Source organism: Streptomyces violascens (genome assembly GCF_014649955.1).
Classification (GTDB): domain Bacteria; phylum Actinomycetota; class Actinomycetes; order Streptomycetales; family Streptomycetaceae; genus Streptomyces; species Streptomyces violascens.
Map to the genome: position 1 here is coordinate 272,005 of NZ_BMUA01000004.1, position 18,220 is coordinate 290,224.

General features: G+C 72.3%; 20 protein-coding genes and 1 pseudogene. 11 read left to right on the forward strand and 10 right to left on the reverse strand.

What is annotated here, in order from left to right; genetic code table 11:
* The first annotated feature begins 80 nt into the window (after positions 1 to 80).
* The 3 genes from IE206_RS12200 (at position 81) to IE206_RS12210 (ending at position 3,332) form a co-directional block, all read left to right on the forward strand.
* Positions 81 to 1,154, forward strand: coding sequence for a PP2C family protein-serine/threonine phosphatase (locus IE206_RS12200; RefSeq protein WP_189962126.1), 1,074 nt, complete (start codon positions 81 to 83; stop codon positions 1,152 to 1,154).
* Between the two features lie 249 nt (positions 1,155 to 1,403).
* On the forward strand, positions 1,404 to 2,744 hold the full coding sequence (locus IE206_RS12205) for an NsdA family TPR-like regulatory protein (RefSeq protein ID WP_189962127.1): 1,341 nt from the start codon (positions 1,404 to 1,406) through the stop codon (positions 2,742 to 2,744).
* Positions 2,745 to 2,795: 51 nt separating this feature from the next.
* A complete protein-coding gene (locus IE206_RS12210; protein ID WP_189962128.1) occupies positions 2,796 to 3,332 on the forward strand; it encodes an NUDIX domain-containing protein in 537 nt (178 codons plus the stop codon).
* 85 nt (positions 3,333 to 3,417) lie between these two features.
* Here IE206_RS12210 and IE206_RS12215 read toward each other — a convergent pair whose 3' ends face one another.
* Both IE206_RS12215 and IE206_RS12220 read right to left on the reverse strand, forming a co-directional pair.
* Positions 3,418 to 3,675, reverse strand: coding sequence for a hypothetical protein (locus tag IE206_RS12215; protein ID WP_053723564.1), 258 nt, complete (start codon positions 3,673 to 3,675; stop codon positions 3,418 to 3,420).
* 192 nt (positions 3,676 to 3,867) lie between these two features.
* Complete coding sequence (locus IE206_RS12220) at positions 3,868 to 4,728, reverse strand: 3-hydroxybutyryl-CoA dehydrogenase (RefSeq protein ID WP_189962129.1); 861 nt, start codon at positions 4,726 to 4,728, stop codon at positions 3,868 to 3,870.
* Positions 4,729 to 4,891: 163 nt separating this feature from the next.
* Here IE206_RS12220 and IE206_RS12225 point away from each other — a divergent pair, with 163 nt between their 5' ends.
* Positions 4,892 to 6,151, forward strand: coding sequence for a glycoside hydrolase family 10-like protein (locus IE206_RS12225; RefSeq protein ID WP_229853187.1), 1,260 nt, complete (start codon positions 4,892 to 4,894; stop codon positions 6,149 to 6,151).
* Positions 6,152 to 6,159: 8 nt separating this feature from the next.
* Here IE206_RS12225 and IE206_RS12230 read toward each other — a convergent pair whose 3' ends face one another.
* Together IE206_RS12230 and IE206_RS12235 are read right to left on the reverse strand one after the other, a co-directional pair.
* Positions 6,160 to 6,354 carry a DUF1918 domain-containing protein gene (locus IE206_RS12230; RefSeq protein WP_189962131.1) on the reverse strand — a complete coding sequence of 65 codons (195 nt, stop codon included), beginning with the start codon at positions 6,352 to 6,354 and terminating at the stop codon, positions 6,160 to 6,162.
* A 76-nt stretch (positions 6,355 to 6,430) separates the two neighbouring features.
* Entirely contained in the window at positions 6,431 to 7,441 is a 1,011-nt protein-coding gene (locus IE206_RS12235) for a DMT family transporter (protein WP_189962132.1), read from the reverse strand.
* On the opposite strand from IE206_RS12235, the gene IE206_RS12240 reads away from it, so the two are divergent.
* The 3 genes from IE206_RS12240 (at position 7,440) to IE206_RS12250 (ending at position 10,045) form a co-directional block, all read left to right on the forward strand.
* Positions 7,440 to 8,876: an aminotransferase-like domain-containing protein gene (locus IE206_RS12240; RefSeq protein ID WP_189962133.1), complete on the forward strand. Its 1,437-nt coding sequence runs from the start codon at positions 7,440 to 7,442 to the stop codon at positions 8,874 to 8,876. The genes IE206_RS12235 and IE206_RS12240 overlap by 2 nt on opposite strands.
* Positions 8,877 to 8,969: 93 nt before the next feature.
* Complete coding sequence (locus IE206_RS12245) at positions 8,970 to 9,401, forward strand: GNAT family N-acetyltransferase (protein WP_189962134.1); 432 nt, start codon at positions 8,970 to 8,972, stop codon at positions 9,399 to 9,401.
* Between the two features lie 50 nt (positions 9,402 to 9,451).
* On the forward strand, positions 9,452 to 10,045 hold the full coding sequence (locus IE206_RS12250; RefSeq protein ID WP_189962135.1) for a histidine phosphatase family protein: 594 nt from the start codon (positions 9,452 to 9,454) through the stop codon (positions 10,043 to 10,045).
* Between the two features lie 18 nt (positions 10,046 to 10,063).
* On the opposite strand, the gene IE206_RS12255 is transcribed toward IE206_RS12250, so the two are convergent.
* A complete protein-coding gene (locus IE206_RS12255; protein ID WP_189962136.1) occupies positions 10,064 to 10,621 on the reverse strand; it encodes a sugar O-acetyltransferase in 558 nt (185 codons plus the stop codon).
* 234 nt (positions 10,622 to 10,855) lie between these two features.
* On the opposite strand from IE206_RS12255, the pseudogene IE206_RS42390 reads away from it, so the two are divergent.
* The 3 genes and pseudogenes from IE206_RS42390 to IE206_RS12270 form a co-directional block, all read left to right on the forward strand.
* Positions 10,856 to 11,074: pseudogene (locus tag IE206_RS42390) on the forward strand (YciI family protein); the annotation flags it as partial.
* Positions 11,075 to 11,109: 35 nt separating this feature from the next.
* Entirely contained in the window at positions 11,110 to 11,532 is a 423-nt protein-coding gene (locus IE206_RS42395; protein ID WP_226598849.1) for a hypothetical protein, read from the forward strand.
* A gap of 179 nt (positions 11,533 to 11,711) precedes the next feature.
* Positions 11,712 to 12,479 carry an SDR family oxidoreductase gene (locus IE206_RS12270; protein ID WP_189962139.1) on the forward strand — a complete coding sequence of 256 codons (768 nt, stop codon included), beginning with the start codon at positions 11,712 to 11,714 and terminating at the stop codon, positions 12,477 to 12,479.
* Between the two features lie 106 nt (positions 12,480 to 12,585).
* On the opposite strand, the gene IE206_RS12275 is transcribed toward IE206_RS12270, so the two are convergent.
* From IE206_RS12275 to IE206_RS12290, 4 genes are all read right to left on the reverse strand, one after another.
* On the reverse strand, positions 12,586 to 13,788 hold the full coding sequence (locus tag IE206_RS12275; RefSeq protein WP_189962140.1) for an NAD(P)/FAD-dependent oxidoreductase: 1,203 nt from the start codon (positions 13,786 to 13,788) through the stop codon (positions 12,586 to 12,588).
* A gap of 93 nt (positions 13,789 to 13,881) precedes the next feature.
* Positions 13,882 to 14,826, reverse strand: coding sequence for an RNA polymerase sigma-70 factor (locus IE206_RS12280; protein ID WP_189962141.1), 945 nt, complete (start codon positions 14,824 to 14,826; stop codon positions 13,882 to 13,884).
* 176 nt (positions 14,827 to 15,002) lie between these two features.
* Positions 15,003 to 15,191: an Imm7 family immunity protein gene (locus IE206_RS12285; protein WP_226598740.1), complete on the reverse strand. Its 189-nt coding sequence runs from the start codon at positions 15,189 to 15,191 to the stop codon at positions 15,003 to 15,005.
* Between the two features lie 81 nt (positions 15,192 to 15,272).
* Positions 15,273 to 15,692, reverse strand: a complete 420-nt coding sequence (locus tag IE206_RS12290; protein WP_226598739.1) for a nuclear transport factor 2 family protein — start codon at positions 15,690 to 15,692, stop codon at positions 15,273 to 15,275.
* A gap of 210 nt (positions 15,693 to 15,902) precedes the next feature.
* On the opposite strand from IE206_RS12290, the gene IE206_RS12295 reads away from it, so the two are divergent.
* Positions 15,903 to 17,414, forward strand: coding sequence for a hypothetical protein (locus IE206_RS12295; protein ID WP_189962143.1), 1,512 nt, complete (start codon positions 15,903 to 15,905; stop codon positions 17,412 to 17,414).
* Positions 17,415 to 17,480: 66 nt separating this feature from the next.
* Here IE206_RS12295 and IE206_RS12300 read toward each other — a convergent pair whose 3' ends face one another.
* Entirely contained in the window at positions 17,481 to 18,212 is a 732-nt protein-coding gene (locus tag IE206_RS12300) for a helix-turn-helix transcriptional regulator (RefSeq protein WP_189962144.1), read from the reverse strand.
* Positions 18,213 to 18,220 lie beyond the last annotated feature (8 nt).

The following is an 18,220-nucleotide window of genomic DNA, read 5'->3' on the forward strand; positions in this document are numbered from 1 at the left end:
CCGGCCGTGCAGGCCGGTGCGGCCTCCGGCCCTTGCGGTCCGGTGCAACGCAGAGCGCAGAGGCCAGGGGGGCCGACGGCATGATCCGTACACCGGGATGGACCTCGGCCTGCGCGGCCGCTCTCCGCTCCCGCCGGGCGCTCGGCGTCGCCCTCGTCCTGCCGTCCTGCTGGCTGGTCCTGGTCATCGCCTGGCAGCTGGCCTGCCCGCTGGCCCGCTCGGACCGCATGGGCCTGCGGATCGCGACGTGCCTGGCCTTCCTGATCGCCGTGGTGTGGCTGGCGGGCGGCGTACGGGCCACGGCGGCACGGGAGCTCAGGAGGATCCGGCACATCGCCGAGGTCGCCCAGCGGGTGCTCCTGAGGCCCCTGCCCTCGCGGCTCGACGGCATCGCGCTCGCCGCCGGCCAGCTCTCCGTGAGCCGCGGCGCGTCGATCGGCGGCGACCTCTACGAGGCGATGTCGACCCCGTACGGGGTGCGTGTCGTGATCGGCGACGTACGCGGCCACGGGCTCGGCGCGATCGGCGCGGTCGCCGCCGTCCTCGGCAGCTTCCGCGAGGCGGCCTACGACGAGCCTCAACTGGCAGGCGTACTAAGGCGGTTGGACCGGGCGCTGGCCCGGCATCTGCGCGAGCGCTGCCGCGCCGAGCACCCCGCTGCGGGCGGCTGCGAGCCGGACAGCCCGCTCGCCGAGGAGTTCGTCACCGTACTCCTCCTGGAGATCCGCCCGGGCGGCGAGGTGTACGCCCTCAACTGCGGGCACCCGTGGCCCCACCGGCTCTGCCGCGGAGCCGAGCCGCTCACGCCCGGCGACCCGCTGCCGCCGCTCGGACCCTTCCCGCTCCCGGCCGAACTGGCCCCGATGCGCTGCACCCGGCTGCTGCCCGGCGAGGCGCTGTGCCTGCACACCGACGGCGCCGAGGACGCGCGGGACGGAGCCGGACGGTTCTTCGCGCTGCGCGAGGCCCTCGCCCATGCGGCCCGCACCTCGCCGGTGTCCCCTGCGGACGTCGTCGAGCAGGTCCAGCGCGCTCTCCTGCGCCACACCCGCGGACGGCTCTCGGACGACGTCGCCCTCCTGGTGCTGCGCAACGACCGGGTCCGGGTGCCCGCCCAGCCGACCGGCAGCGGGGCGGCGGGTGTTCACCGCTGACGGTGGGGCGCCGCCACCCTGCCGGGAGTGCCGGGCAGCGCGGACAGGGCGGACGGCGCCGGGAGCGGGCCGCCGCACTGTTCGAGGGGGAGCCGGCGGCCCGGTCGCCTCGAGGAGAGGCGATTTAGAGTCAACCGACTCGGGACCCTGATGGGCAGAGAGCGCGGCGCATAAATGCGGGTACTCGCTTCACACCCCGTGTGAACCGGGCTCGTCTACGCTGACCTCACCGAGCCAACGGAGGGCCCCATGCAGCCCAATACCCTGCTCGACGCCCTGGTGGACGAGGCGGGGATCTCACACGCCGGGCTGGCCGCCCGGGTGAATCAGGCGGGCCGGGCCAGAGGCCTCGCACTCAGATACGAACACACCGCCGTGGCGCGGTGGTTGAAGGGCCAGCGGCCGCGCGGCCAGGTGCCCGACCTGATCTGCGAGGTGCTCGCGGGCCGACTGCGCCGCCGGGTCACCCTCGACGACATCGGTCTCGGGGTGCCGGGCGAACCGGTCCCCGCACACGGCTCGCCGCTCGCCGGATTCGTCGAGCGGGCCACCGCCCTGTGGCGCTCGGACGAACAGCAGCGCACGCACATACTCGACGCCCCGGCGGTCACCGGCACCCCGGCCGTCATGCCCGTGTGGGAGTGGGAGAACCCGCCGGAGGACACCGATGTGTCCCGCAACGGGCAGACCGCGGTGGGCGAGTCGGACATCGAGATGCTGCGCTCGGCGCGCGAGCACTACGAGCTGATGTACCGCAAGGCGGGCGGCATCGCGACCCGCTCGCGCATCGTCGGCTTCCTCAACGCGGAGACGGCCCCCTTGCTGCGCGGCGGCTACACGGACGCCACCGGGCGCCAACTGCACCGCGCCACGGGCGGGTTGGTGGCCATCGCCGGAATCTGCGCGTACGACTCGAACGCCCAGGGTCTCGCCCAGCGCTACTTCCACCAGGCGCTGCGGCTCGCGAAGGCCAGCGGGGACAGGGGACTTGGCGCCTACGTCATCGCGCTGCTCGTCAACCAGTCCCTGTTCATGCGGGACTACCGCCAGTCGGTCGCCTTCGCGGAGGCGGCCCTGCGGGCGGCGGGCGGCCGGCTGAGCCCCGCGCTCGCGGCCGATCTGCACGCCATGCAGGCCAAGGCATACGCGCATCTGGGGGACGGGCAGAGCGCGCTGTCCTCGATCATGAGCGCCGAGTCGGCGGCCGGGCGGATCAGGCCGGGCCAGGAGCCGGCCGAGACCGGCTACGTCCAGCCGGGCCTGGTCAATGTCCAGGTGGCCGAGGCCCTGCTCAGCCTCGGCGATCTGACGGCCGCGCGCGAACAGGCCGCCCTCGCGGCCGACGAGCCCTGCCACGACAGGGGCAGGGTGCACCGCCTTGCGATGCTCGCGCAGATCGAGCTGCGGCAGGGCGACGCTGACCGGGCCGTGGCCACCGCGGTCGAAATGGCGGAGCGGGCCCGGGGGATGGAGTCGCAGCGATTGCGTGACCGGCTGCGCATGGTGCGCGAGTACCTGGTCGAGAGCGGTTGCGCCGGCGCCGACGAAGCCGCCGAGCTGATCGACGGGGCACTTCGCGTTCCCCTGTGACCGACAGCCTGCTGCGATATTGCCATCTACTTGTCGGAAGGTGGCAGAAACGTGCAGTGGACGAACCTAAGCGAACAGACTGTGTATGAGAATCGCTGGTTTCGGGTCAACCTCGCGGACGTAGAGCTTCCGGACGGGCGGCACCTGGACCACTTCCTGATCAGGCTGCGGCCGGTCGCCGTCGCGACCGTCGTCAACGCCGCCAACGAGGTGCTGCTGCTGTGGCGGCACCGCTTCATCACCGACAGCTGGGGCTGGGAACTGGCCGCCGGGGTCGTCGAGGACGGCGAGGACATCGAGGCCGCCGCCGCCCGCGAAATGGAGGAGGAGACCGGCTGGCGGCCCGGGCCGCTCAAACCCCTGCTCACCGTCGAGCCCGCCAACGGGCTGATCGACGCCCGGCACCATCTGTTCTGGTCCGAGTCGGCCGAGTACATCGGCCACCCCGAGGACGACTTCGAGTCGTCCCGCCGCGAGTGGATACCCCTCAAGCTGGTGCCCGACATGGTCGCCCGGGGGGAGGTCCCGGCCGCCAACATGGCGGCCGGACTCCTGCTCCTGCACCACATGCGGCTAGCGGACGGCTAGCCGCTGCGGCGTCGGCAACCGACGACAACGCGGCAGACCGGCGTGCCAGGGCCGCGCGTCCCGGGCACGATCCGCCGGGCGGGCCCTAGTGACCGAGGGCCTGCCACACGGCGAGCGAGAGTGCGCCGACGGCGGTCAGCACGGTGAGGGCGGGGAGCGGCCACCTCAGATGTTCGAGGGCCGCCACCCGTCCCACCGCGTCGGTCAGTTCGCGCTCTGTCTGCTCGCCCCGCTGGGCGAGCAGCGCGAGCTGGCCGTCCAGGCGGGTCATGCCGACGTCCAGACGGAGTCGTAACTCCGCCAGCTCGTCGACGGTGGTCGAATGTCCCGGGTCGGTGGACACGGCGTGGCTCCTTAGTCCTGTTCCGGACGTGCCATTGATGTGTTGGCTCAGAGTCAACTCGCCGTGTTCCAGGGACGGGAGCGTGTGCGATGGGCATATGCGGGCTCGTTCCGCACACCCGGTGTGCGCGGTACGAGCCCGGCTCATGCCTTTCAGACGTACACCCGCGTATACAGACGTACGCCGTTTTACTCAGGCGTAGGAGTAGAAACCGGACCCGGTCTTGCGGCCGAGGCGGCCGGCGTCGACCATCCGCTGGAGCAGCGGGGGAGCGGCGTACAGCGGCTCCTTGAACTCGTCGTACATCGAGTCCGCGACCGAGGCGACCGTGTCCAGGCCGATCAGGTCGGAGAGCTTGAGCGGGCCCATCGGGTGGGCGCAGCCGAGCTCCATGCCGTTGTCGATGTCCTCACGGCTCGCGATGCCCGACTCGAACATCCGGATCGCCGAGAGCAGATACGGGATGAGCAGCGCGTTGACCACGAAGCCCGAGCGGTCCTGGGCGCGGATGGCGTGCTTGCCGAGCACCTTCTCGACCAGGACCTGGGCCCGGCTGATGGTGCCCTCGGAGGTGGTGAGCGCGGGAATCAGCTCGACCAGCTTCTGCACCGGGGCCGGGTTGAAGAAGTGGATGCCGATGACCTGGTCGGGGCGCGAGGTGGCGACCGCGAGCTTCACCAGCGGGATGGAGGAGGTGTTGGAGGCCAAGATCGCGTCCGGGCGGGTCACCACCTGGTCGAGAACCTGGAAGATCTCGGTCTTGACCTGCTCGTTCTCCACGACGGCCTCGATCACGAGGTCGCGGTCGGCGAACTCGCCGAGGTCGGTGGTGAAGCTGAGCCGGGCGAGCGTCGCGTCGCGCTCCTCCTCGGTGATCTTGCCGCGCTCGGCGGCCTTCGAGAGGGAGTTGTGCAGCCGGGTGCGGCCGATCTCCAGGGCCTCGCCGGTGGTCTCGGCGACCATGACGTCCAGGCCGCTGCGGGCGCACACCTCTGCGATGCCCGCGCCCATCTGGCCACAGCCCACAATTCCGACGCGTTCGATGTCGGTCACATCGTGCCTTTCGCTCTACTGCAGTCCCCGGCAGGTCCCCCGTGTGATTCCGGCGCCCGCCTTAAGCCCCTGACGTTACTCCGGACGCGCGCGTGCATGAGGGGCCGGGGCGGGCATGCTCTCCGGTACACCTGGGGCGAGGGACCAATGTGAGGGGTGCGACGTGGGGCGAATCACGCGGCGGGGCTTCGTGGCGGGCACGGCCGGAGCGCTGAGCGGGCTGATCGCGGCGGGCGGCGCGGCGGCCGCGGACCGGGACGGGACACTGGAACAGGCGGTGCGGACGGTGGCCGCCAGGCGCCGTGGCCGGGACTTCCGCGGGGTGTGGACCGCGTCCGTGGCCAACCGGGACTGGCCCTCCAGACCGGGCCTGACCGCCGCCGCCCAGCGCGCCGAGCTCCTCGCCCATCTGGACAAGGCGGTCGAGCGGCGGCTGAACACGGTGGTCCTCCAGGTCCGCCCGACCGCCGACGCGCTCTGGCCGTCCCCGTACGAGCCCTGGTCGGAGTGGCTCACCGGGGTGCAGGGCCAGGATCCGGGCTGGGATCCGCTGGGCACCGCCGTGCGCGAGGCGCACCGGCGCGGCCTGGAACTGCATGCCTGGTTCAACCCGTACCGGATCGCCAACCACACCGACCTCTCGCGCCTCGTGCCGACGCACCCGGCACGCGTCCACCCGGACTGGGCCGTCGCGTACGGCGGAAAGCTGTACTACAACCCGGGCCTGCCCGAGGTCCGCCGGTTCGTCGAGGACGCCATGCTGGACGCGGTGCGCCGCTATGACATCGACGGCGTGCACTGGGACGACTACTTCTACCCCTACCCGGTGGCGGGCGAGACCTTCGACGACGACGAGGCGTACGAGCGGTACGGCGACGGCTTTCCGGACCGGGACGCCTGGCGGCGGAACAACATCGACCTCCTGGTACGCGAGACGGCCGCCCGGATCAAGAGGATCAACCGCCGAGTGGCCTTCGGTATCAGCCCGTTCGCGGTGTGGCGCAACGCGGCGAACGACGAACGCGGGTCGGCGACCACGGCCGGCGTCCAGACCTACGACGACCTGCACGCGGACACCCGCACGTGGGTGCGCGAGGGCTGGATCGACTACATCTGCCCGCAGGTGTACTGGAACATCGGGTTCGCCGCCGCCGACTACGCCGTCCTGGTGCCCTGGTGGAACGAGGTCGCGCGCGGCACCGGCGTCGACCTGTACATCGGCGAGGCCCTGTACAAGGCGGGCGATCCGGCGCAGCCCGCAGCCTGGCAGGACCCGGCGGAACTGTCCCGCCATCTGACCCTGGCCCACCGGTACGCCTCGGTGCGCGGCCACTGCTTCTTCGCCGCGAAGGAGGTCACCGAGGACCGCATCGGGGCCATGGCCCGCGTCGTCGCCGACCACTACACGCGACGGGCCCGCTGAGGCCTCGGCTACTTGTCCTCGGTGATGTGCCGCACCACCGTGTCGGGGCCCGGTGACATCAGGGTTTCGTGCCCGTCCTCGAACCGCACCCGGAACGGGGGAGTGCCGTCGGGTCCCAGAGTTTCGATGACCTCGGCCTGCCGGTCGTGCTGCCCGACGGTCCTGCCGTGTACGAGGAGTCGGTCGCCCACCATTGCTCGCATGCGGCCAGTCTAGGACGGGACGGGCAAGTTGGCAGGGCCTCAGAGCCTGTGTCCTGACCCCGCCCGGGCACAGGCTCTAGGACCGCGCCCGCTGGGTCACCGCGATGCACACCAGGACGCCCACCGCGGCCAGCGGGGCCGCCGGGGACAGGTGCTCGCCGAGCAGCAGCACCGACCACAGCAGCGTGAGCAGCGGCTGGGCCAACTGGAGCTGACTGGCCTTGGGCACGCCGATCGCGGCCAGGCCCCGGTACCAGACGTAGAGCCCGAAGAAGTTGGACCCCGCGGCCAGCCACAGCAGCCCGGCCACCCCGTGCGCGGTGAGCCGCCACGGCTCGTACGCCAGCGCCACCGCGGCCCCCACCAGGGCGAACGGCAGACACAGCACCAGCGCCCAGCCGACCACGTGCCAGCCCGGCATCACCGAGGCGAGCCTTCCGCCTTCGACGTACGCGGCCGCGCACACGAGCAGCGCCGCGAACAGGTACACATCCCCGGCGGACAGCGCCCCGCCGCTCTGCTGCACGGTGAACGCGGCGACCACCGCGGCCCCGGCCAGCGCGGCCGCCCAGAACGCCCGGGAGGGCCGCCGTCCGGTGCGCACCGCGCCGAGCGCTGCCGTGGCCAGCGGAAGGAGTCCGATCACGACGGCGGCGTGCGAGGTCGTCGAGGTCTGCAGGGCGATCGTGGTGAGCAGAGGGAACCCGATCAGCGAGCCGACCGCGACGACCGCCAGGCCCGGCCAGTGCGCCCGGTCGGGGAACGGCACCCGCTGCCCGAGCAGCAGCGCACCCGCGATCAGCGCGGACAGCGCGATGCGCAGCGACACGAGCGTCCAGGGCCCGAAGCTTTCCAGGCCCCAGGCGGTGCCGGGGAAGGTGAGCGAGAAGGAGACCACGCCGAGCGCGGCGAGCATCGCCCCTCGCGGCAGGAGGGAGCCATCGGCGGGACCGGAATCGGAACCGGTGCCCGGCCGGATGGAGCCGGAGCCGCCATCCGGCACGGCGGCCCCGGAACTGGACCCGGACCTGTCGTCCGCTCCGACCGCTATCGTCGTCTGTGCGGTAGCGCTATCCTGTGCTGTCATGCATGAGCGTAGCAGTGTGGCGGACCTGGCGAACTCCCTTCGAAATGAACTGAACCGCTACTCGGTGGGTGGAAAGCTGCCGTCGAGCCGGGCGCTCGTCGAGCGCTACCGGGTCTCCCCGGTCACGGTCTCCCGTGCGCTCGCCCAGCTCGTCGCCGAGGGCCTGGTCGTCACCCGGCCCGGCGCGGGCGCCTACCGCGCCGAGCCGCGCACGGTGACCGCCCGCACCGGCGACACCTCCTGGCAGCAGGTCGCGCTCAGCGCCGACGGCGCCACCGACCCGGCCCCGCGTGCGGTCGACGCCACCGGCGTGCTTGCCACCCTCAACGTTCCGCCGACCGGCGTCATCGACCTCAGCGGCGGCTACCTCGACCCCGGTCTGCGGCCCGAGCGGGCCATGGCCGCCGCCCTCGGCCGGGCCGGCCGGCGCCCCGGCGTCTGGAGCCGCCCGCCCGTCGACGGGCTCACCGAGCTGCGCGAATGGTTCGCCCGTGAGATCGGCGGCACCGTCACCGCCGCCGACGTCCTGGTCACCGCGGGCGGCCAGACCGCCCTGACCACCACCCTGCGCGCGCTCGCCGCGCCCGGCGCGCCCGTCCTCGTCGAGTCACCCACCTACCCCGGTCTGCTGGCCATCGCCCGCGCCTCGGGCCTGCGCCCCGTCCCGGTCCCCGTCGACCCGGACGGCATCCGCCCCGAACTCCTCTCCCGCGCCTTCGAAGCCACCGGCGCGCGCGTCGTCATCTGCCAGCCCCTCTTCCAGAACCCGACCGGCGCCCTCCTTTCCCCGGACCGCGGTCGCGACGTGGTCCGCATCGCCCACTCCTTCGGCGCGTTCGTCGTCGAGGACGACTTCGCCCGCCGGCTCGCCCACCAGGACGCGGGCCCGCTGCCCGCCCCGCTCGCCGCCGCCGACCCCGACGGCGTCGTCGTCCATGTCTCCTCGCTCACCAAGGCGACCTCGCCGAGCCTCAGGGTCGGTGCGCTCGCCGCCCGCGGGCCCGTACTGGAACGGCTGCGCGCCATCCAGGTCGTCGACTCGTTCTTCGTGCCGCGCCCCCTGCAGGAGACCGCCCTCGAACTCGTCGGCTCCCCGGCCTGGAGCCGCCATCTGCGCGCCGTATCGGCAGAGTTGACCGCGCGCCGGGAAACCCTGGCCGCCGCCGTCCTGCACCACCTCCCCGAACTCGCCCTGCCCCACATCCCCTCCGGCGGCTACCACCTCTGGCTCCGTCTGCCCGACGGCACCCCGGAGACCGCCGTCCTGTCCGCGGCCCTGCGCGCGGGCGTCGCCGTCGCCCCCGGCCGCCCCTACTTCAGCGCCGAACCCCCGGCCGGCCACATCCGCCTCGGCTTCGCGGGCGTGGCGGGCCGCGCGGAGATCACCGAGGCGGTACGGAGGCTGCGCACGGCCCTGGACGAGGTGCTGGGCTAGCGGGCCGGCGTGCTGGTCCCTGATATCTCTCTCATGGCAACCAGCGTGGCATCCGCCACTGACAATCGGCCCGCCGCCTGGGAGGCTCCCCGCATGAGTGACGTGATCTTCCGCGAGTACACGATCTCCAGCGACCCGGCGCGCATCGATGCCGCCCGCGTCCATCACTGGCTCTCCACGGACGCGTACTGGGCGCTCGGCCGCAGCCGCGAGAAGCAGGACGCCGCCATCGCCGGATCCCTCAACTTCGGTATGTATGACGGGAGTTCGGGCGGGCAGGTCGCCTATGCGCGGGTCGTCACCGATCACGCCACCTTCGCCTGGCTCTGCGACGTGTACGTCGATCCCGCGGTGCGCGGCAAGGGGCTCGGCACCGCGCTCGTGGCCGCCGTGCGGGATCACCTGGAGCCGCACGGCCTGCGCCGCATCCTGCTGGCCACGGCGGACGCCCACGGGGTCTACGAGAAGATCGGCTTCCGCACGCTGGAAACCCCGGGCAAGTGGATGGCGCTCGGCCTGCAATAGCGGCTCACCGCCTCTTGACCTGCCACGCTCGTGGCCTCACGATCGCGGCCATGAACCGGGTCACGCTGGTCGCCGCCGCACGCAGCTCCGCGCTCCTCGACGAGCGTTTCGACGACGACCGCCCGCTGGACGGAGCCGGCTGGCACGCGGTGGAGCTGGCCGCGCACACCCTCGTGCCGCTCGGCGCGGCGGAGCTGCGCTACTGCTCGCCGAGCCCGCGCAGCCGGGCGACCGGCACCGCACTCGGCTACGCGCCGATGGCCCAGCCCGCCCTGCGGGACTGCGACATGGGGCGCTGGCGCGGCCGTACCCTCGCCGAGGTCACGGCCTGCGAGCCGGCGGCCGTCGACGCCTGGCTCGCCGACCCGTGGGCAGCCCCGCACGGCGGCGAGTCGCTGCTCGCGTTCATCACCCGGATAGGCGGCTGGCTGGACACCCGGCCCGCGGACGACGGCAGCTCGATCCTGGCGGTCGCCGAACCCGCCGTCGTCCGGGCCGCGTTGGTGTACGCCCTGAAGGCGCCGCCCGCCGCGTACTGGAACGTCGAGGTCCGCCCGCTGTCCACGGTCACCCTGACCGGGGCGGCCCGGCGCTGGCACCTGTGCCTGGAGGCCGGGTCCTGGAGCGGCCCGGCAGCCGCCTGAGGCCCGGTACGGCTCAGGTCAGGTCAGCTCGCGCACGACCCGGGCCGGGTTGCCGACCGCGAGCACGTTCGCCGGCAGGTCCCTGGTGACGACGGCGCCCGCGCCCACCACCGTGTTCGCGCCGATCGTCACCCCGGGGCACACGATCACGCCGCCTCCCAGCCACACGTTGTCCCCGATGGCCACGGGCAGTGCCTTCTCCCAGCCGGCCCGCCGTCGCTCGGCGTCCAGCTCGTGGGTGGGAGTGAGGAGTTGGACGTTCGGGCCGATCTGGACATCGGCGCCGATCGTGATCCGGCCGGTGTCGAGGAAGACCGCGCCGAAGTTCACGAACGTACCGGCGCCGATGGTGATGTTGTAGCCGAAGTCGCACTGGAACGGCGCCCTGATGCGTACGGAATCGCCGACCTCGCCGAGGAGCTCCGCGAGGATCTTGTGGCGGTCGGCGGTCGGGGCCGTAGTGGCCGCGTTGTAGGCGGCGCACAGCTCGACGCGGCGCTCGGTGTCGGCACGGAGTTCGGGGTCGTCGGGGATGTACCACTCGCCGGCCAGCATCAGCCGCTTGTTCTCACCCACGGGGTGTCCTCCCAGCTCGGTTGCCCGAAACCGTACGGGCCGAGGAGCGGGCGCGCGGAAAAATATCCTCACGGGTCCGTGTTCCGTGTCGATCCGGCGGGCCCCCGTTCGTATAGATGGTGCGGGCCGCCCGCCCGGGCGCCACCGTCCGAGGAGAACGCGATGACGAACGCGCGGTACTACCTGCTCGGCGTGGTCCAGCCGACCGGGGGGACGCCGCCCGAGCCCGACGAGATGACGCGGATCACGGCGAACCTGGACGCCTTCCGCCAGGAGCTGAAGGACGCCGGGGCCTGGGTCTTCGCCGGGGGCCTCGCCGCTCCCGGTACAGCCACCGTCCTCCGTGCGGAGGGCAGCGACGCGCTCACCACCGACGGCCCGTACATCGAGAGCAAGGAGTACCTCGGCGGGCTGTGCATCGTGAAGGCGCCCGACCTCGATGCCGCCCTGGACTGGGGCCGCAAGGCGCTGCACGCCACGACGCTGCTGTGCTCCTGCCGTCGGCCGTGCTGCTGCTCATCGCCGCTCGGGCGGACCCCCGAAGACGCTTGGTCGAGGCGCGGGTCCTGGGTGTGGCGGGCGCCTTCCTCGCGCTGGGCGCGACGATCGGCCCGACGGTGTTCGTCTGGGATCTCGTGGTGGCCCCCGCCGTCGCGAAGCCCCACGCCTACCGGGCCCTGCTCGATCCCGAGGACGGCCACTACGACCGCGGCATCGGGGATGTGCGGGAGCTGCTGCGCGGGTTCGGCGCGACGGATGTCGGCGAGTTGAGCGGCGGCGGCATCGCCTTCCTGGAGGTCGATTTCCCCGAAGGCCTCTCCCGGCAAGAGCGCGTCCGGCTGAAGGAGAAGGCGGCGCAGTTGCCCGGAGTCGAGAAGGTCGAGCTGTGCGGGGCGAGCGACTGCTGGTGAGGGCTGCTGGTGAGGGTCTGCGGGTGAGGGGCCCGTCCCGCCGGAAGCCCGCCCGTCCGGGAATTGGACTGCCACCTGTGTCACATCCCCGCACCGCCCGGTGTCAGAGCAGCAGATCCACCCGACCGGGCGGAACGCGGCGGGGGCCCGGCCCCCGCGCCGGACAAGCTGGAGCAGCCATGACATCGACGTCCCCCATCCTCGTCACCGGCGGCACGGGCACGCTGGGCGGCCACGTCGTCCCCCTGCTGCGCGCTGAGGGCCGTGACGTGCGGGTCCTCACCCGGCAGAAGCGCCCGTCCGTGGACGGCGTCGAGTACGTGACCGCCGACCTGCTCAAGGACGAGGGCATCGAGGCGGCGCTCGACGGAGTCGAGACGGTCCTTCACCTCGCGGGCGGCGCCAAGGGCGACGACGAGGCGACCCGCAACCTCGTACGCGCCGCGCAGCGGGCCGGGGTGCGCTACCTGGTCTACATCTCCGTCATCGGTACGGACACGATGCCGCTGGCCTACTTCAGGTCCAAGCTCGGCGCCGAGCGGGCCATCGCCGAATCCGGCATCCCGTACACCACGCTGCGCGCCGCCCAGTTCCACGACCTGACCCTCACTGTCGTGTCGAAGATGGCGAAGCTGCCGGTGGTGCCCTGCCCGGGCGGCCTCCGCTTCCAGCCGGTCGACTCGCGCGAAGTGGCAAGCAGGCTGGTGGAGTTGACGCTGGGCGACCCGGCCGGGCTTGTGCCGGACCTGACAGGCCCGAAGGTGTACGCGATGGCCGACCTGGCCCGCGGCTACCTGGCGGCGCGCGGCCGCCGCCGCCCGATGCTGCCGATCCGCCTTCCGGGAAAGACGGGCCGCGCGTACCGGGCGGGCGAGAACCTGTCCCTGGACCGGGCGACGGTGGGCAGCCGCACGTGGGAGGCGTTCCTGTCGGAGCGGGTCGGTTAGGCGGGGGAGGGGAAGGGGCACTCCTTCCGGCCGGGGTGGGCTGGGCAGGGCGTGCCTCCGCCATCCCCCTGCATCGCGGGCGCCCCCTCCGACGGGCCGGTCGCGGTCAGGCCGGCGCCTTGACCGCCGGGTCCGCCCCGGCCGGCTCGCGCACGACGACGGGGCGGCGCCGGGCCGGCATCCCGAGCAGCGGGTTGGCGACGCCCCAGGCCGCGCCCTTGCAGACCAGCTCCTTGTACAGCGCGGCGAACCGCCCCGTCAGGGCCGCCCGGACGGCACGGTCGTCGGCGGTGACGTACTGGACAAGGCCCTCCTTGCGGCCCAGCGAGATGCACTGGTTGAAGTAGCGCAGCGGCACGTTCGGGAGTTTTCCGCCGGTGAGACGGGCCGCGATGGCGTCGGCGGCCTGCCACGCCATGGGGGTGCCCGAGGCGCACGACATCCGCAGCGGCTTGTCTCCGGGGCCCATCGCCATGGCCGCGTCGCCGATGGCGTACACATCCGGGTGCGAGACGGACCGCATGGTCGCGTCGACCACGATCCGGCCCGTGCCGGTGACCTCCAGGGTGGTGGCCCGCGCGATCGGGTGGACGGCGAAGCCGGTGGTCCACACGGTGACCGCGGCCGGGATGAACGTGCCGTCGGCGACGGCCACTCGGCCGTCCTCGACGCCGGTGACATCCACGTTCTCGTACGCGGTGATGCCGAGCCTGCCGAAGACGTCCCGCAGGTGACGGCGGCCCTTGGGCGAGAGCCAGTCGCCGAGGCCGCCGCGGGCGGCGAGGGCGACATCGAGGTCCGGGCGGGCCTCGGCGATCTCGGTCGCGGCCTCGATGCCGGTGAGGCCGCCGCCGACCACGACCACGGACTCCCCGCCCGCCAGACGGGCGAGACGCTCGCGCAGCCGCAGCGCGCCGGGGCGGCTAGCGATCTGATGGGCGTGCTCGGCGGCGCCGGGGACGCCCTGGTCGTTCCAGGCGCTGCCGAGGGCGTACACGAGAGTGTCGTACGACAGCTGCTGCCCGGCGCCGTCGCCATCGACGACGGCGACGGTCCTGCGATCGGCGTCGACCGCGGTGACCTGCGCGAACTTCAGCTCGACGCCGGTGCCCGCGAACATCTCGGCGAAGGGCCGGGGCCTGAGGTCCTGGCCGGCCGCGAGCTGGTGCATCCGGACCCGCTCGACGAAGTCGGGCTCGGCGTTGACGAGGGTGATGGCGACGTCTTCGCGCCGCAGCCGCTTGGCGAGCCGTCCGGCGGCGATGGCTCCGCTGTATCCGGCTCCGAGGACGATGATGCGGTGCTGCATGTCCCTGCTCCTGTCTCGCACGGTTTCGCCCCTTGAACCGGGCAGCCCGCCGTTTCCTGACAGGAAGGTGATGTGAGCCGGCTCACAGCCGGGTCAGAAGGCCGTGAACAGGGGCTCTCCGTGTTCGCGGGCCGCCCACCGCTCGGTGGCCCGTCCGAGCTTGTCGGGGTTGACCTGGTTGCGGACGGCGGCGATGCCCTCGGAAGTGACCTCCAGGCACATGACGCCGACGATCCGGCCGTCGACGACCGCCACGACGGCGGGGCCGCCGTTGGCGGTGGCGGCGTAGACCTCGGCCGAGCCGCCGATCAGGTCACGCTTGGCCTTGCCGGGCTTGAACAGCCCCCGCAGGAACTTCGCGACCGCGACAGCACCCTCGAAGGCCTTCGCGCGGGCCGGGATCTTCCCGCCGCCGTCACCGACCGAGATGGCGTCCTGGGTGAGGAGCCGTACGAGCGGCTCGGTCCGGCCGCTGGTGGCGGCCGCGAGGAACTCGTCCACGATCCGCCGTGCGGCCGCCTCGTCGATCTCGGTACGGGTTTTGCCCTCGGCGATGTGCTTCTTGGCTCGGTGGAAGATCTGCTGGGCGGAGGCCTCGCTGATGTCGAGGATCTCGGCGATCTCCCGGTGCGCGTACGCGAACGCCTCCCGCAGCACGTACACGGCCCGCTCGTTGGGGGAGAGGCGCTCAAGCAGCGCGAGGACGGCGTACGACACGGACTCCCGCTGCTCGGCGGTGTCGGCGGGCCCGAGCATCGGGTCCCCTTCGAGCAACGGCTCGGGAAGCCACTGCCCCACATAGGTCTCGCGCCGCGCGCGGGCGGAGGTGAGCTGGTTGAGGCACAGGTTGGTGAGCACCTTCGTCAACCAGGCCTCGGGCACCTCGATCCGCCCGACGTCACCGGCCTGCCACCGCAGAAACGTCTCCTGCACAGCATCCTCGGCCTCGCCGGCGGAGCCGAGCATCCGATAGGCAATGGCCTCAAGCCGCGGCCTGGCCGCCTCGAACCGGTCGACGTCATCCATGGTCAGGGCCATGGGGGGAGCTTAGCTCGGGTGGGTGTGGGTGTGGGTGTGGGTGTGGGTGTGGGTGTGGGTGTGGGTGTGGGGTTGTGGGTGTGCGGTGCTCGGCCGTACGGAGCGAGCCCCGAGGTGGCTCACCGGCTTGCTCCCCGCAGCGGCAATCGCCTGGAACAGGGAACGGGCGCTCCAGGTCAGTCCTCGATGACCGGCCGGCACGGTGACAGGAACGGATCGAACTGGTCCTGGACCTCGCCCCTGGCCATGAGCCGGACCCGGAAGGCGCCCGGACTCGGCGGGTGCTCCAGGTCGGCGGAGCGTTCGTGGAGGAGTCCCCAGGATCCGGGGAAGCGGCGGGCGACGAAGTGGACCAGAGTGTCCAACCCCTCTGCCTCGTGCGGCGCCGGTTGACCAGGCCGTCGGTGCCGCGCCGTGACGCGATGGCGGGAACCTGCCAGGCGCCCTCAGTCCATCAACTCCGGCGCGAAGTAGTCCCGCAGCCGGGCGATCTTCCCGTCGCGGATGCGGAAGATCTGTACGAGCGAGACGCACACGTCGCCGTCGTCTCCGTCTTCCTCTCCGTCGAAGACCGTGTCGATTTCGGCGATGAACACGTCGGGGTCGGCGGTGGTGTGCAGGACGTAGCCGGACTTCTCGAGGTTCGGGGTGCGGCCGTCCTTGCCCTGCTGCTCGTAGTACGCGGCCATCGCACTACGGATCTCCTCGCGACCCGCCAGCCTCCTGGGGAAGGTGGCGCCGTCGGGCATGAGGGGCGCCTCGAAGACGCCGTCCGGGGTGAAGAGCTCGGCGAGGGCATCGGCATTCCGGGTCATGGCACCGGCGTAGACGCAACTCTGGAAGATCTCCTGGGCTGTTCGGGACACGGCGGGCTCCCTTGACTCGGGCACGGAAGACCACATCATCACAGTGCTGCTTCCGGGGATGCGGTTTTCGGGAACGATCACGTTCTGTCGGGTCAACTGCCCCGAGGATCGCTTCAGTTGAGGGACTCGTCGATGCGCATGGCGTGGATGACGTAGAAGGCGTGGAAAATGCCGAGCCGTTCCGCGGCGGACCCAGGCAGGATTCCTGCCATGAACCATCTCCTCCTCGGGCTCGCCGCCAATTCCGCCCTGCCCTCCGAGCTGGTCGATCGCCTGATCGGGATCGCCGACGCCGAGCTAGCTTCCGCCCTGGCCGGGCGCGCGGACCTCAGTCGGGCACAGGCGGTCGCGTTGGCCTCCCGATGCGGGGTGACTTCCCAACAGCTCGTGTATGAAGGGAAGTTGAGCGCCACCGACGTCGATCCCGTGACGCAGCCGGATGCCGCTCTCGCCCTGCTCGATGCGGGGGGCGGCCTGGAGGAGTGGGCGCTCCTCCTCGTAGCCGATCCGGATCATCGGCGCCGGGAGAAGCTGACCGGCTGCCGCGGGCTCCCGGCCGATGTGGTGGAGAGGCTGGCCTCGGACCCGGACGTCCGCGTCGTCGCGGAACTCGCCCTGTGGGCCACCCCTGAAGTGGCGGCCGGGCTCGCGTCGCACCCGCACGCCGAGGTCCGTCGCGCGGTGGCCGGCAACGAGGCGACGCCTCCGGCCGTACTGGCGGCGCTGCTCACCGGTGAGGGGGTGCCTCCCGCCGCGCGGTGTCTGGTCTGCGACCGCGAGGAGACGCCGTTCGTGCACGATTCGCAGTGCCAGAGGGTTGGCTGCGAAATGCTGCCCGGCGCTTCTTGCGACGGCTCACACGAGTCCACCCTGCACGACACGTGGCAGGCGGTTCTTCGGAACCCGGCCACGCCGACCGATGCCGTGGTCCCCTTCGCGCACCATCCTTCGGTGCTGCTGCGCTGGGCGCTCGCCGACCGCCCGGATCTGCCCCCGGAGGTGTGCGCGCTGCTCGCCGTGGACGCCACCCCCGGCATCCGGGCCGACCTCGCCGGGAATCCAGCGATCGACGACGACGTGATCCGTGTGCTGGCGGGCGACCGTGGCCACGACGTACAGCGCAAGCTGGCGCACAACCCGCGAGTGCCGCTCGACGTGCTCATCCGCCTGGTCGGCGTCGCCAAGATCGGCGCCACGTTGCTGCCACGGATCGCCGCGGCCTCTCCCCTGGAAGTCGAGCAGCTGGCAGAGTCGCCGAACGCAGCCGTACGGATGCTCCTGGCCCGGCGACGCGACCTGCCTCCCGGGTTTCGCGACGCGTTGGCTGCCGACCCGGACGCCAAAGTGGTCAAGGCCGTCGCCTCGCACCCGGGCCTCTCCGAGGCGCAGCTGCGGGCGATGGTCGAGCGGCACGGGGCTCAGGTCGTCGCCGCGGTCGCCGCCAACCCGGGTGCGACGGGGCCACTCCTTGAGGATCTGACCCGGCGCGAACCGTCCGTACGGAAGGTGTTCCGCGAGGTGGCCCGGCACCGCAACGCCACCGCCCCGGCGCTGCTCGCCTGCCTGGTGGACGACCGGGTGAGGCCGGTGGCCGCCGGTCATTCCGCGCTTCCGCCGCAGGCCGTCGCGGAGTTGCTCGCCGACGCCGACGGGGAGGTGGTCGAAGCGGCGGCCGCCAACCCGGCGCTGCCGGTCGCGGTGATGGCGGAGTTGGTGCCCTGACGGAGGGTTCCTCGCCAACGGAGACGGCTGGCCCATGATGTGGCTCGGTGGTGCCGGGCAGACGCGTCAACCGCTCGCCTCGATCCCCCAAGCCACCGCCCGCGCCGCGGCCGCCGCCCGGTTGGGGAGGTCCAGTTTCGCCAGGATGTGTTCTATGTGGGTGCCCACTGTGCGCGGGGTGATGTACAGGCGCTCTGCTATCTCGCGGTTGGTGCGGCCCGTCGTCAGTTCGGTCAGGACTTGGAGTTCCCGGGGGGAGAGCCCGCCGGGGCGGTTCTCGGCCGGGCGCGGGGTGACCGTCGCCGCCAGGGACTCCGTGAGCAGGGTGACCACCGCGCGGGCCGGGTCGGGGGTGTGCCGTGGCCGGCGGGTGCTGATGTTCAGCATGCCGACGTACCGGCCGTCCGTGGCGAACAGGCACTGGGCCACCCCGCCCTCGATGCCCAGGGGAGACAGGACCTCCTGGAAACCCGGCGATGCCGCCAGGAGCTGCGGCGGCACGTCCTGGAGCCAGAGGCCGTCCCGGGCCGGGCCGCGGAGCACGGGGAACACCGGGTCGTGGTGGAGGCGGGTCTCGATGTAGGCCGTGGCGTCGTCCGGGTAGCTCCCGGCCAGGGTGGTGTGGCGTCGGCGCAGTGGATCCCACCTGGTCAGGGAGGCGTGGTCGTAGTCCAGTACCTCCGACAGTGCCGCCAGGACCGTGTCGACGCCGGCCGCGCCGCTCGCCGCGTTCCTGGCAGCCTCCCGGACGTGGACCGCCGCGTCCAGGATGTCTGCCGTGCTCCGGTGCGCTGCCATCCGACAAG

Bases quoted from the DNA above. Each gene is read 5' to 3' on its own strand.
- IE206_RS12250 (WP_189962135.1), top strand. From the start codon at position 9,452: ATGAACCGGGTCACGCTGGTCGCCGCCGCACGCAGCTCCGCGCTCCTC.
- IE206_RS12230 (WP_189962131.1), bottom strand. From the start codon at position 6,354: ATGCGAGCAATGGTGGGCGACCGACTCCTCGTACACGGCAGGACCGTC.
- IE206_RS12200 (WP_189962126.1), top strand. From the start codon at position 81: ATGATCCGTACACCGGGATGGACCTCGGCCTGCGCGGCCGCTCTCCGC.
- IE206_RS12295 (WP_189962143.1), top strand. From the start codon at position 15,903: ATGAACCATCTCCTCCTCGGGCTCGCCGCCAATTCCGCCCTGCCCTCC.
- IE206_RS12245 (WP_189962134.1), top strand. From the start codon at position 8,970: ATGAGTGACGTGATCTTCCGCGAGTACACGATCTCCAGCGACCCGGCG.
- IE206_RS12205 (WP_189962127.1), top strand. From the start codon at position 1,404: ATGCAGCCCAATACCCTGCTCGACGCCCTGGTGGACGAGGCGGGGATC.
- IE206_RS12240 (WP_189962133.1), top strand. From the start codon at position 7,440: ATGCATGAGCGTAGCAGTGTGGCGGACCTGGCGAACTCCCTTCGAAAT.
- IE206_RS12235 (WP_189962132.1), bottom strand. From the start codon at position 7,441: ATGACAGCACAGGATAGCGCTACCGCACAGACGACGATAGCGGTCGGA.
- IE206_RS12300 (WP_189962144.1), bottom strand. From the start codon at position 18,212: ATGGCAGCGCACCGGAGCACGGCAGACATCCTGGACGCGGCGGTCCAC.
- IE206_RS12280 (WP_189962141.1), bottom strand. From the start codon at position 14,826: ATGGCCCTGACCATGGATGACGTCGACCGGTTCGAGGCGGCCAGGCCG.
- IE206_RS12275 (WP_189962140.1), bottom strand. From the start codon at position 13,788: ATGCAGCACCGCATCATCGTCCTCGGAGCCGGATACAGCGGAGCCATC.
- IE206_RS12270 (WP_189962139.1), top strand. From the start codon at position 11,712: ATGACATCGACGTCCCCCATCCTCGTCACCGGCGGCACGGGCACGCTG.